Below are 12,769 nucleotides of genomic sequence, written 5' to 3' on the forward strand. Positions count from 1 at the left end.
CGGGGCTACCCGAGTTCAGTGTAAGCAGGCTCTACTATGAACGAAGTCCAATTGGAAGTGGCGAAAGCGTACCCGAACGACTCGGGGCGCGGTATCGCCAGACTCGATCCCGACACGCTGTTGCATCTCAAGCTCTCTCCCGGCGACATCATCGAGATAGAGGGGAGCGATACGACCGCCGCGAAGGTGTGGCGCGCGGACAGACAGGACTGGAACACGGACACCGTCCGCATCGACGGCTTCACGCGCCAGAACGCCGACGTGGGTATCGGCGAGCGCGTCACCATTCGGAAGGCCGATGCCGAGAAGGCCGACAAGCTCGTCCTCGCACCGCCCGAGGAGGCGTCGGTCCAGTTCGGCTCCGACGCCGCCGGCATGGTTAAACGACAGATACTGAAACGGCCGGTCGTCGAGCGCGACATCGTCCCGGTGATGTCCTCGACGAACCACCCGTTCATGCGCTCGCCGGGCCAGGCCATTCCGCTCATCGCGGTCGAGACCGAGCCCGAAGGCGTCTGTCTCATTACTGAAGACACCGAGGTTGAGCTCCGAGAAGAGCCGATCTCCGGCTTCGAGAAGACCGGCGGTGGCATCACCTACGAGGACATCGGCGGCCTCCAGAACGAGATCCAGCGGGTCCGCGAGATGGTCGAACTGCCGATGAAACACCCCCAGATCTTCAAGAAACTCGGCATCGAGCCGCCACAGGGGGTGTTGCTCCACGGACCGCCCGGCACCGGGAAGACGCTGCTGGCGAAGGCCGTCGCCAACGAGACTTCGGCCAGCTTCTTCTCTATCGCCGGCCCCGAGATCATCTCGAAGTACTACGGTGAGTCCGAACAGCAGTTACGGGAGATCTTCGAGGACGCGAGCGAGGAATCGCCCTCGATCATCTTCATCGACGAGCTGGACTCCATCGCGCCCAAGCGCGAGGACGTGACCGGCGAGGTCGAGCGCCGTGTCGTCGCCCAGCTACTGACGATGATGGACGGCCTCGAGTCGCGGGGCCAGGTCATCGTCATCGCCGCGACGAACCGCGTCGACAGCGTTGACCCGGCACTGCGTCGCCCGGGCCGCTTCGACCGCGAGATCGAGATCGGCGTGCCCGACGAGGTGGGCCGCGAGGAGATCCTCCAGATCCACACCCGCGGCATGCCGCTGTCCGACGACGTGAACCTGGCCAAGCTGGCGACGGACACGCACGGTTTCGTCGGGGCCGACATCGAGAGCCTCACGAAGGAGGCCGCGATGAAGGCGCTCCGGCGCTACCTCCCCGAGATCGACCTCGACGAGGAGGACATCCCGCCGAGCCTCATCGACCGGATGATCATCAAACGGGACGACTTCAAGGGCGCGCTCAACGAGGTGAGTCCATCGGCGATGCGGGAGGTCTTGGTCGAGCTCCCGAAGGTGTCCTGGGACAGCGTCGGTGGCCTCAGCGAACCCAAAGAGCAGGTCCAGGAGGCCGTCGAGTGGCCGATGAACTCCCCGGAGAAGTTCGAGCGCATGGGCGTGACGCCGCCGTCGGGGGTGTTGCTGTACGGCCCGCCCGGCACCGGGAAGACGCTCATGGCGAAGGCCGTCGCCAACGAGACCGACGCGAACTTCATCTCGGTCCGTGGCCCGCAACTGCTCAGCAAGTGGGTCGGTGAGAGCGAGAAGGCCATCCGCCAGACGTTCCGGAAGGCCCGCCAGGTCGCCCCGACCATCATCTTCTTCGACGAACTCGACTCGCTGGCACCGGGTCGGGGCGGCGAGATGGGGTCGAACGTCTCCGAGCGGGTCGTCAATCAGCTGCTGACCGAACTCGACGGCCTGGAGGAGATGGAGGACGTGATGGTCATCGGCGCGACTAACCGGCCGGACATGATCGACCCGGCGCTGATCCGTTCGGGCCGGTTCGACCGCCTGGTGATGATCGGCGAGCCCGACATCGAGGGCCGCGAGCAGATCCTGAAGATCCACACGGACGACACGCCGCTGTCGCCCGACGTGAGCCTGCGCGAACTGGCTGAAGTCAGCGATGGATTCGTCGGTTCGGATCTGGAATCCATCGCCCGGGAGGCCGCTATCGAGGCGCTCCGCGAGGACGACGACGCGGAGGAAGTCGAGATGCGCCACTTCCGGCAGGCGATGGACAGCGTTCGTCCGACCATCACCGACGACATCCGCGAGTACTACGAGCAGATGGAAGAGGAGTTCCGCGGCGGCTCCAGTCCGCAGCGTCAGGCCGGGACGGGCGGCCGTATCGGCTTCCAGTAACTCCACCCTCCCTGCTCCTGTCTTTGCCGCGATTCGACCGCGCTCGGTCGTTGTGCCGCGTGAATCGATGCCACTGATGAGATGTCTCTCCCGCTGGTCGCACAACACCCGTGTATAATTATTAGATAAATTATACAACCGGTGTTTGTTTCTCCTTTCGAAGCCCCCTTTCGGGACCCAAGTGTACGAGGGGTGATGTCGAACACGAATCGCGTTTATCGGCTGGCGAAACGGCCCGACGGAACGCCCGATCACGACACGTTCGAGCTTTCCGAGGAAGACGTTCCCGAACCGGGGCCTGGCGAGGTACTCATCAAGACGCTGTATCTCTCTGTGGACCCGTACATGCGGGACCGGATGCGAGCGGGCGAATCGTATGCCGACCCGTGGGACGTAGGCGACGCGCTCCGCGGTGCGGTCGTCGGTGAGGTCGTCGAGTCCAACGGCGCGCGCTTCGACGAGGGCGATATCGTCACCGGCGACCTGGAGTGGGCGGAGTACGCCACCGCACCCGGACCAGCGCTTACGGAGGTCAATCCCGAACTCGCACCGATTTCGACGGCGCTGGGCGTGCTGGGCATGCCGGGCATGACAGCGTACTTCGGCACCCGAGAGGTGGCCCAACCCGCTGCCGGCGAGACGTTCGTCGTCACCGGCGCTGCCGGGGCGGTCGGCTCCGTCGCGGGGCAGCTCGCCAAGCTCCAGGGCGCACACGTCGTCGGCTTCGCCGGCTCCGACGAGAAGGTCGCCTTCCTCGAAGACGACCTCGGCTTCGATGTCGGGATCAACTACAAGACGACCGACGACTACCAGGCCGCACTGGACGAGGCCGCGCCGGACGGCGTCGACGCCTACTTCGACAACGTCGGCGGGCCGATCACCGACGCGGTGTTCACGCGGCTCAACACCGACGCCCGCGTGGCCGTGTGTGGGCAGATCTCCATGTACAACGACGAGGATGTCCCGGTCGGCCCCCGGAAACTGATGCATGTCATCCAGTCTCGCGCGACCGTCCAGGGGCTCCTCGTCTCCGACTTCGAGCCGCGGTTCGAGGACGCGACGAAGCAACTCGGCGAGTGGGTCGCCTCGGGGGAGATTTCGTACCGAGAAACGGTCACCGAAGGCATCGAGAACGCACCCGACGCGTTCCTCGGGCTGTTCGAGGGCGAGAACATCGGGAAGCAGCTCGTACAGGTCGCCGAGCGGTAGGGAAAACCGACCGGCCGAGTTACAGTTCGCCCAGTTTGCGGAGGAGTTGGCCGCGGTACTCCTCGTCGGCCTGGACGCCTTTCAGTTCGAGGACGTTCCGTTCGAGCTTATCGAGCGCGACGTTGAACGCGGTTTCAGCGCCGTAGCCCTCGCCGGAGCCGGCCGCCTGGCCCTTGTTGGTCCGGAGCCTGATCTGACACTGGATGAGCGGCGTGCCACGGAGCTTCTCCTTGTGCTCGTGGAAGCGGACGTGGGCGTGCTGGACCTGCATCGCCCCGTACTTGTCGACGACCGTCTCGATGTCGGCCCGGATGTCCGCCCGCGAGATGGTGTCCAGCAGTTTGATGTTCGTGATCTGGACATCCATGTGCTCTTCCTCGGTGTAGGTCAGCGCCCGGAGCACGTCGGTCTTCGTGAGGATGCCGGCGACGTGGCCGTCGTCGTCCGCCGGCGTGACCACGAGCCCGGCGAAGTCGTTTTCGAGCATCCGTGCGACGGCGTCCTCGACGGAGTCGTCGAGTTTGGCCGTCTCGACGGGGCTGCTCATCACGTCGTAGACGGGCATATCGAGCACGCGCTCGATTTCACCCGAGCGGTCGCCCCGCGTCGCCTTTTCCATGTCCCGGACGACGATGTCGACGATGTCGTGACGGGTCACCATCCCGCTCAGGTCGTCTTCGTCGTCGAGCACCGGGAGCCGGGAAATGCCGTGTTTCCGGAGGAGATTGACCACTTGCCCGATGTTGGTCTCCTCGGAGACAGTAATCACGTCCCGCGTGTAGATGTCCTCAACACTGAGTGCGTCGAGGTTGTCGAGAACGGCTTCGAGGATATCGTCCTCGGTGACGATACCCCAGAGCTCGCCCGCCTCGAAGACGGGTGCGATCTTGACCCCACCCTCGACGAGGACGCGCGCGACCTCGCGCACGTCGTCAGTGCGCTCGACTTTCGGCGCCGAGCGCGTCATCGCCCCCGCTTTCGCGTTGTCCTCCACGTGGGACTGGACCAGCTGTTTCTGCGTGATAACGCCAGCGTACTCACCGTCTTCCATGACGATGATGCCCTTGGGGTTCTCGCGCTCGAAGATAGATCGGACTTTCCCCAGGCGTTTGTTGGCGTCGACCTCGACAAACTCTCTGGTGGCGATATCAGCAATATCCATCGTGCTTCACAGTTCGAAGGTTCTACGTGAAGGGTTATCAAGCTTGGTTTAATCCCCGAGAACCGGGAGACGGCCCAACTTTTAGGCTCCCGGAACCAACACCGAGGTGTGCTCCCGGATATCGGCGTGTTCGGTCCCTACACGTATCTCGTCACCGAAATCGTCTGGGGTGCCGTTGCCATCGCGTTGCTATGGCGTGCAGGGGCAGTCAGACGGGCGGCCAAAACGATTGCTGTCCTCTATCCCATCGCATACGTCTGGGACTGGTACACCCTCACTGTCGGTGTCTTTGAGATCACGCTCCGGACCGGCGTCGATTTCCTCGGCATCCCCATCGAGGAACACATCTTCATCGTAGTCGTTCCCGCGCTCGTCCTCGGCATCCACGAAAACGTGCATGGTCTTTCCCCCGGTTCCAACAGGGAATAGTCAGCAGACGGATACTGGTTTCGACCGTTAACCGATATTGTCCCAATATTACAGTTGGAAGCATACCCACTCGCTACATAGGCCTATTTTACACGATTGTGGCCCTGATAGGCGAATCTGGGCTATGCAGACATCTCTCACAGTAGCTATATGTGACAGCCGAGAGTGCTGTCAGATAGCTATGAGTGATACTACGCCGACACCTCACATCGAGCTGTACGTCCGGTCGATGCTCCCCGACGGCGCGCACGAGCGCCAGGAAGAAGTCATCACCCAACTCGAAACGCTCGACGAGAACGACCATATCGACGGGTTCAACGTCATCATCTGGGGCAAACAGATCGCGCCGCAGTCGGCCGCCGCACGGACGGACAGAGGCAAGTTCATTCTCAATCGCGTTGCCGAGTTCAAGCAGTGGGCGCTGACTAACAACGTCTCGCTCGACTCGTTCTATCAGGACACGACTGTCGACTCGGAAGCGGTACCCTCGGCCTACGACGCCATGGCGCTGCCCGTCATGGGGCTGGCCGAGTACGACGGCAACGAACTCAGCCACGTCGCGCCCTGTACGAAAGACGACGTTGTCCACACGATCATGGACCGGCTTGAGCGCCTCAAAGCGGACCAGCCACCCGCACTCGACACGGAACGCAGCGGCGTGAGCGTTGTCTGAAGAAACTATTTGCTACTCGTTACGAGGACCGGATCGCCTCGACGTACTGCTCGAACTCCTCCGCTTCCGACAACGCTTCGAGCACGTCCTCTGAGTCCCCGACCAGTTCGTACCCCGGTCGCCCTTTCCCTGTCGGCGACTCCGTCTGTTCGTCGGCCAACAGACCCTCGTCCGCCAGTCGGCCCAGCGCCGCGATGACTTCCTGGCGCTCGACGCCGCCGAAGGGCTGGCGTTCGATGTCCGCGAGATGTGCCTTCATGGTCTGTGTGACGTGATAGGAATGAGCCGGCGTTTCGCCGGCCGTTTCGAGTTCCGCAACCGCAAGCAACACGAACTGTTCGAACGCGTCCGCCGACTGGACCTGATCTCCCATATACATGTCTCTACAGCGGTCAGGGCAAGAAGGTACTGGACAGTCACCATTGTGGATCAGGGGGGCGACTTCGGCCGTGTCGAAACGTACACCGGCGTCGGAAACACGGCTTCGACGAGACGTTCCCCGATATCCGAGGCAAGGGCCATTTCCAGCGGCTCGGCGAACGTATCGAGCAAGCGCTGTTTCGTGTCCGACCGGTCGAGGTCGGCTTCAAGCAACGCTGCCGACCGGAACTCGACGCTGTCGAAATACGCCGACAGTTCCCTGCGGACGGTGACCGACCACACGGGGTGGTAGGCGACCTGATACCACTCCTCGCCACGGCCGTACTGCCTGTCGTATGGCTTTGCGATCCGGTTGCCGATGCCTTCGGGCAGCCATGGCATCCCCACCGGATAGCCGTGGCCGTCGCCCGGCCAGGCGCGGTTCGGACAGATAGAGATGAATATCCCGTCGTCGGTCAGGACCCGGGCCGTTTCGGCGATGAGTCGCTCCTCGTCCGGAACGTGCTCGAACACCATATTGGAGATGATCGCGTCGACGCTGTTGTCGGGCAGCGGCATCGACTCCCCGTCCGCTTGCACGGCGTCACAGTTGCACCCGGCCGCCTCGTCGTCGAACTCGATGTCGAGAACGATGGCCCGACAGCCGATGCTCTCGGCGAGTGCGGACGCGATCTTCCCGTCCTTGGCGCCGATATCGAGGAGGACGGCATCCTCGTCCAGAGAATCTGCGAGGGTAGATTCGTACAGTTGCTTGAAGACTGGCGAAGTCATATATCCCGGTGTGGGAGTGGACGAACGACCCTCGACAGTATCACTATCTGTCTGTTAACCCAAATAAGTGATTAATAAATGAAATTACTGCTTACCGCCCTCCTACCTCGAACCGACAGCGTCGCGTAATCACTGTGTAACAATACCCGCAAGCCCACGGTATCACGGTTATACGGTTAAGGACCCATATCAGAGGGCGTTCAGACACGTTCGATTCTATCAGCTTACCTGTTCAATATGCACAGCAATTGCTGCCGACTGGCTTCGCTCATCGGTGGTGACGGGAGACGTGGGTTCGGACGGATTGTGAACCGAAGGAAGACTCGCTTCGCTCGTCGGTGTCGTCGTCAGAAATGGGTTCGGGCGGATTGTGAACCACGGTCGTTCCCCTTCGGTTCACTTCCTGGTTCAAATCCGCACTCACGCGTAGATTCGTCGCTCGCGGTTTGCTCGCGACAGAAGTAGTGGGTTCGGGCGGATTTGAACCGCCGGCCTCCTCCATGTCAAGGAGGTGTCATAACCGACCTAGACCACGAACCCTCACTGCGAGGTACACCTCACTGTTTCCGGTGGGTATAATTGAAGGTTTCGGATTCAGTATCGCCACGTCGTCTGTTGATTGCCCACACATGTCCGGTGACGGACAGGGGTCCCGATAGGCTTAAGTCAATGTACGGATTTGTACATCACAACACGAAAAAGTCCATTGGTGAATACAATGAAAGAGTACATCGAACGCGTCACCGACGGCGAGGACCTGACACAGGACGAAGCACGGACCGTTGCGACGACTGTCTTCGAGGACGCGACCGAGGCCCAGATCGGCGCGCTCCTGGCGGCACTGCGGGCGAAGGGGGAGACGGAGGCCGAGATCGCCGGCTTCGCCGAGGGGATGCGCGACGCCGCGCGGACCATCCGACCGGACCGGGAGGGTCTGGTCGACACCTGCGGGACCGGCGGTGACGACTACAACACGATCAACGTCTCGACGACGAGCGCCATCGTCGCGGCCGGCGCCGGCGTCCCGATCGCCAAACACGGCAACTACTCGGTGTCCTCCTCGTCGGGGAGCGCCGACGTGCTCGAAGAGGTCGGCGTCGACATCGAGGCCGAGCCGCCGGAGGTCGAGGAGACCATCGAGCGCGAGGGCATCGGCTTCATGCTCGCGCCGGTGTTCCACCCGGCGATGAAGGCCGTCATCGGCCCGCGCCAGGAACTCGGGATGCGGACCGTCTTCAACATCCTCGGGCCGTTGACGAATCCGGCCGACGCTGACGCACAGGTACTCGGTGTCTACGACCCGGACCTCGTCCCCGTGATGGCGGAGGCCCTGGCCCGTCTGGATGTCGAGCGCGCGCTGGTCGTCCACGGCGACGGCCTCGACGAAATTGCCATCCACGGCGAGACGGCCGTCGCGGAGGTCACCGGCGACCGGATCGCGGAGTACACCATCACGCCGGAGGACATGGGACTGGAAAGCCACGATATCGAAGCGATTGCCGGGGGCACGCCGGAAGAGAACGCGGCCGACCTCCGTGGCATCGTCTCCGGTGAGGTCACCGGCGCGAAGCGGGACATCATCCTCGCCAACGCCGGCGCGGCAATCTACGTCGCCGGCGTTGCCGACACGCACGAAGAGGGGGTCGAACAGGCCCGCCAAGCCATCGAATCGGGCGCGGCGGCCGACAAACTCGAAGACTTGATCGGGGCATGACGCGCGTGAAAATCTGTGGCGTGACGGACGATAAGGACCGCGACGCCGTCGTCGCGGCCGGCGCTGACGCGGTCGGCGTCATCCACGGTGTCCCGGTCGACACGCCCCGCGAGGTCGACGAGGCCACTGCCGAGATGCTCGTCGACGGCGTCCCGCCGTTCGTGACGAGCGTGCTGGTGACGATGCCGACGACGGTCCAGGAGGCCGTCAGGCGCGTCGACGGCATCGACCCCGATGCGATACAGGTCCACGACGGCCTCTCGCCGGCGGAGCTCGGAGCCCTCGACAGCCGACTCACCCAGAAGATCGTCGCCGTTGTCGAGGCGGATGCGCCGGACATCGAGGCCTACGCCGACCACGCCGACGCCTTGCTCGTCGATTCGGTCGACGCCGACGGCGGCGGCGGCACGGGCGAGACACACGACTGGGAGCGCACGCGCGATCTGGTCGGTTCACTCGACGTGCCCGTCGTGCTGGCCGGCGGTCTGACTCCCGAAAACGTGGCCGAGGCCGTCGAGACGGTCAAGCCCTTCGCCGTCGACGTGGCAAGCGGCGTCGAGTCCTCCGGCGGCCGGAAAGACCACGACGCCGTCGAGCGGTTCGTCCGGAACGCCACGCGAGCGCCGGAGGGTGCGGTATGACCCTCGACATCTCCCGCGAGGAGTTCGTCGAACACGCCAAGGCGAACCGCCCGGTCGTTGTCAGGGCGGCCGCGGAACTCGACGTGGATGTGGAGCCACTAACCGCGTACGCGGCGCTGACCGGCCGCACGAGTGATGTGGCCGCAAACGACTACACGTTCCTGCTGGAAAGCGCCGAGAAAGTCGCCTCAAGCGACCCGGACGGCGCGTTCGCCCCGGAGACTGACGACCGTCACGCCCGCTTCTCCTTCGTCGGCTACGACCCGCGCGCCGTCGTCACCGTGACCGGCGACGACAGCGAGGTCCAGGCGTTCGACGACCGCTACGCCGACCTCGTCACGACCGACGGCGGCGACGTGGTCGATGACCTCCGGGCGGCGATGCCCGACGTGGCACTGCGGAACTTCCCGGCGATGGACCGCCAGCACCTCGAAGGCGGCCTCGTCGGTTTCCTCTCGTATGACGCCGTCTATGACCTCTGGCTCGACGAGGTCGGTCTGGACCGACCGGACTCGCGGTTCCCGGACGCTCAGTTCGTCCTCACTACGTCGACGGTCCGGTTCGACCACGTCGAGGAGACCGTCTCGCTCGTGTTCACGCCGGTCGTCCGCCAGGACGAGGACGCCGGCGACCGCTACGACGAACTGGTCGCTGAGGCTGAACGCGTCGAGGGCGTCCTCTCGGACCTCGCTCCGCTTTCGACTGGCGGGTTCCGCCGCGAGGACGAAGTCGCCGGCCCGCAAGACGAGTACGAGGCCGCCGTCGAGCGCGCCAAGGAGTACGTCCTCTCGGGCGACATCTACCAGGGCGTCATCTCGCGGACCCGTGAACTGTACGGCGAGGTCGACCCGCTGGGCTTCTACGAGGCGCTCCGTGCGGTGAACCCGTCGCCGTACATGTACCTGCTGGGCTACGACGACCTGACCATCGTCGGCGCGAGCCCGGAGACGCTGGTCTCGGTCGCCGGCGACCACGTCGTCTCGAATCCCATCGCGGGGACGTGCCCGCGAGGGAACTCCCCGGTCGAGGACCGCCGCCTCGCCGGCGAGATGCTCGCCGACGGGAAGGAACGGGCCGAACACACGATGCTCGTCGACCTCGCGCGCAACGACGTGCGCCGGGTCGCCGAGGCCGGCAGCGTCCGCGTCCCGGAGTTCATGAACGTCCTCAAGTACAGCCACGTCCAGCACATCGAATCCACGGTGACGGGGCGACTCGCCCCGGACAAGGATGCCTTCGACGCCGCCCGCGCGACGTTCCCGGCGGGGACACTCTCGGGCGCGCCGAAGATCCGCGCGATGGAGATCATCGACGAACTCGAACGCTCGCCGCGTGGCCCCTACGGCGGCGGCGTCGGCTACTTCGACTGGGACGGCGACACCGACTTCGCCATCGTGATCCGGTCGGCCACGGTCGAAGACGAGGGCGACCGGGACCGCATCACCGTCCAGGCCGGGGCCGGCATCGTCGCGGATTCGGACCCCGAAAGCGAGTACGTCGAGACCGAGCAGAAGATGGACGGCGTGCTGACGGCACTGGAGGAAATCGAGGGCGCGAGCGACCAGTCGGTGGCCGACACCCCAGAGGAGGTGCCCCGATGAGCGCGTCACAGCCGGCCGGCGAGGCCGCCGTCAGAGACGACCTCCGGGTGCTGTTCGTGGACAACTTCGACTCATTTACGTACAACCTCGTCGAGTACGTGTCCGAACACGCCGACACCGAGGTCGTCCGGAACACGGCGTCGCTCGACGATGTCGAGGCGTTCGACCCCGACGCCATCGTCCTCTCGCCGGGACCGGGCCATCCGAAGAACGAGCGGGATGTCGGCGTCACGCTGGATGTTCTCCGTGAGGTCAGCCCCGACGTGCCGACGCTTGGGGTCTGTCTCGGCCTCGAATCGGCGGTGTACGCCTACGGCGGCACCATCGGCCGCGCGCCGGCACCGATTCACGGCAAGGCGTTCCCCATCGACCACGACGAGAAAGGCGTCTTCGCGGGCCTCGAACAGGGGTTCCAGGGCGGACGCTATCACTCACTCATCGCCGAGGACGTTCCCGAGGAGTTCGTCGTCAGCGCAACCACAGAAACCGAGGACGGCACGGAACTGGTGATGGGTGTCCGCCACCGCGAGCACCCCATCGAAGCCGTGCAGTTCCATCCGGAGTCGGTCCTGACCGCGGTCGGCCACGACGTGATCCGGAACTTCCTCGCCGGGCTCTAGATAACCTGAAAGCCCAACATTCCGAGGAGCCAGAGGACGGCGACGGCGATGATGGCGATGATGACGAGCCGCCACGCCACTTTCATCACGAGTCGACCGACCAGCAGTACCACGGCGATCGCCAGCAAGCCGACGAGTAACGCCGGCAGTGACGGGAGCGCCCCGAGTTGGAGGAGTGGCAACATACTATAGAGAGGAATGTCCACGGGGAAATACTTCGTGGCCACTGCGCCAAAGATTCAAACAGCCAGCTATGCTATCAACTCCCATGAGCGTAGCCGGACTGTGTGAACTCTGTGAGCGTCCCGACGTGGACCACACCTGCGACCGGTGCGGACGGCTCGTCTGTGACCGCCACTGGGACGAGGACACCGGGATGTGCGTCGAATGCGGTGCAGAGGTCGGCCGACCGAGCGACCGCGTCTCGCCAGAGAACATGCCCGACGGCGTGGACACGTACCGCTTTTGATCAGCGGAACTGGTTCAGTCGCTGTTTGAGCTGTTTTGCCGACTGGCCGGCGGCCTTGAAGAACGCGTCGCCGGAGTCGTCCCGGCGCGCGTCGGCGTCCTCACCGGCGAAGATGATACCCCGGGAAGAGTTGACCAGACCGACGCCGTCCGCGAGCCCGTGTTCGACAGCCGCTTCGGCGTCGCCGCCCTGTGCGCCGACGCCGGGGACCAGAAACGGGATGTCCGGGACCAGTTCGCGGATGTCTTCGAGTTCGTCGGGGTTCGTTGCGCCGACGACGAGGCCGACGTTGCCGTTCCCGTTCCAGAGGTCCGCGAGGTGGACCACGCGCTCGTACAGTTTCTCGCCGGAGGCCAGTTCGAGGTCCTGGAGGTCCTCGCCGCCGGGGTTGGATGTGCGTCCCAGCACGAACACGCCCTTGTCCGCGCGCTGGAGGAACGGCTCCAGGGAGTCCCGGCCGAGGAAGGGATTGACTGTGATGGCATCGGCGGCGGGTCCCTCCTCATCGTCGAGAATCTGGGCGTACTGCCGTGCGGTGTTGCCGATATCGCCCCGCTTGGCGTCCAGCAGGACGGGCACGTCTTTCCCGTGTGCGTAGGCGATAGTCTCTTGGAGGGCGCGCCAGCCGTCGGGGTCCTCGTAGAAGGCGGCGTTTGGCTTGTAGCAGGCGGCGTGGTCGTGGGTCGCGTCGATGATACGACGATTGAACTGCCAGCGCGGCAGGTCGGCGTCCAGCACGCTGTCGGGCAGGCGGTCGGGGTCCGGGTCAAGCCCGACCGACACCACGCTGTCGGCGGCCGCGATGCGGTCCGCGAGGCGGTCGAAGAAGTGCATAGA

Annotated in this window: 14 protein-coding genes and 1 tRNA gene; 9 read left to right on the forward strand and 6 right to left on the reverse strand. The window is 64.4% G+C overall.

From position 1 onward, the window contains the following. The first annotated feature begins 36 nt into the window (after window positions 1–36). A complete protein-coding gene (locus NDI54_RS06450) occupies window positions 37–2,262 on the forward strand; it encodes a CDC48 family AAA ATPase (RefSeq protein WP_310895636.1) in 2,226 nt (741 codons plus the stop codon). Window positions 2,263–2,457: 195 nt separating this feature from the next. After that, window positions 2,458–3,471, forward strand: a complete 1,014-nt coding sequence (locus NDI54_RS06455) for an NADP-dependent oxidoreductase (protein ID WP_310895637.1) — start codon at window positions 2,458–2,460, stop codon at window positions 3,469–3,471. A 19-nt stretch (window positions 3,472–3,490) separates the two neighbouring features. On the opposite strand, the gene NDI54_RS06460 is transcribed toward NDI54_RS06455, so the two are convergent. Then, the gene (locus tag NDI54_RS06460) at window positions 3,491–4,633 is read right to left on the reverse strand and encodes a CBS domain-containing protein (protein ID WP_310895638.1); all 1,143 of its coding nucleotides are present in this window, start codon (window positions 4,631–4,633) and stop codon (window positions 3,491–3,493) included. 108 nt (window positions 4,634–4,741) lie between these two features. Here NDI54_RS06460 and NDI54_RS06465 point away from each other — a divergent pair, with 108 nt between their 5' ends. Both NDI54_RS06465 and NDI54_RS06470 read left to right on the forward strand, forming a co-directional pair. Beyond that, window positions 4,742–5,062, forward strand: coding sequence for a lycopene cyclase domain-containing protein (locus NDI54_RS06465; protein WP_310895639.1), 321 nt, complete (start codon window positions 4,742–4,744; stop codon window positions 5,060–5,062). Between the two features lie 181 nt (window positions 5,063–5,243). Then, the gene (locus NDI54_RS06470) at window positions 5,244–5,735 is read left to right on the forward strand and encodes an HTH domain-containing protein (RefSeq protein WP_310895640.1); all 492 of its coding nucleotides are present in this window, start codon (window positions 5,244–5,246) and stop codon (window positions 5,733–5,735) included. 19 nt (window positions 5,736–5,754) lie between these two features. On the opposite strand, the gene NDI54_RS06475 is transcribed toward NDI54_RS06470, so the two are convergent. From NDI54_RS06475 to NDI54_RS06485, 3 genes are all read right to left on the reverse strand, one after another. Then, on the reverse strand, window positions 5,755–6,108 hold the full coding sequence (locus tag NDI54_RS06475) for a hypothetical protein (RefSeq protein ID WP_310895641.1): 354 nt from the start codon (window positions 6,106–6,108) through the stop codon (window positions 5,755–5,757). A 56-nt stretch (window positions 6,109–6,164) separates the two neighbouring features. Beyond that, window positions 6,165–6,887: a class I SAM-dependent methyltransferase gene (locus NDI54_RS06480; RefSeq protein ID WP_310895642.1), complete on the reverse strand. Its 723-nt coding sequence runs from the start codon at window positions 6,885–6,887 to the stop codon at window positions 6,165–6,167. A gap of 465 nt (window positions 6,888–7,352) precedes the next feature. After that, window positions 7,353–7,427, reverse strand: a tRNA-Val gene (locus NDI54_RS06485). A gap of 178 nt (window positions 7,428–7,605) precedes the next feature. Here NDI54_RS06485 and trpD point away from each other — a divergent pair. From trpD to trpG, 4 genes are read left to right on the forward strand one after another with little or no spacing between them, the layout of a single operon-like run. Next, entirely contained in the window at window positions 7,606–8,601 is a 996-nt protein-coding gene (trpD, locus tag NDI54_RS06490; protein WP_310895643.1) for an anthranilate phosphoribosyltransferase, read from the forward strand. Beyond that, window positions 8,598–9,242 (forward strand): phosphoribosylanthranilate isomerase, encoded by a 645-nt coding sequence (locus tag NDI54_RS06495; RefSeq protein WP_310895644.1) that lies wholly within the window; start codon window positions 8,598–8,600, stop codon window positions 9,240–9,242. Before trpD ends, NDI54_RS06495 begins: the two co-directional genes overlap by 4 nt. Continuing rightward, window positions 9,239–10,843, forward strand: coding sequence for an anthranilate synthase component I (trpE, locus tag NDI54_RS06500; RefSeq protein ID WP_310895645.1), 1,605 nt, complete (start codon window positions 9,239–9,241; stop codon window positions 10,841–10,843). Before NDI54_RS06495 ends, trpE begins: the two co-directional genes overlap by 4 nt. Continuing rightward, window positions 10,840–11,463: an anthranilate synthase component II gene (gene trpG / locus NDI54_RS06505; RefSeq protein WP_310895646.1), complete on the forward strand. Its 624-nt coding sequence runs from the start codon at window positions 10,840–10,842 to the stop codon at window positions 11,461–11,463. Before trpE ends, trpG begins: the two co-directional genes overlap by 4 nt. Here the strand turns inward: trpG and NDI54_RS06510 are convergent. Then, complete coding sequence (locus NDI54_RS06510) at window positions 11,460–11,648, reverse strand: hypothetical protein (protein WP_310895647.1); 189 nt, start codon at window positions 11,646–11,648, stop codon at window positions 11,460–11,462. The two genes, trpG and NDI54_RS06510, sit on opposite strands and share 4 nt — an antisense overlap. An 83-nt stretch (window positions 11,649–11,731) precedes the next feature. Between NDI54_RS06510 and NDI54_RS06515 the strand changes: the two genes are divergently transcribed. After that, window positions 11,732–11,932, forward strand: a complete 201-nt coding sequence (locus NDI54_RS06515; RefSeq protein WP_310895648.1) for a hypothetical protein — start codon at window positions 11,732–11,734, stop codon at window positions 11,930–11,932. On the opposite strand, the gene pyrF is transcribed toward NDI54_RS06515, so the two are convergent. Then, entirely contained in the window at window positions 11,933–12,766 is an 834-nt protein-coding gene (gene pyrF / locus NDI54_RS06520) for an orotidine-5'-phosphate decarboxylase (RefSeq protein WP_310895649.1), read from the reverse strand. Window positions 12,767–12,769: the final 3 nt, after the last annotated feature.

The sequence above is a fragment of the Haloarcula terrestris genome (genome assembly GCF_031624315.1).
GTDB lineage: Archaea > Halobacteriota > Halobacteria > Halobacteriales > Haloarculaceae > Haloarcula > Haloarcula terrestris.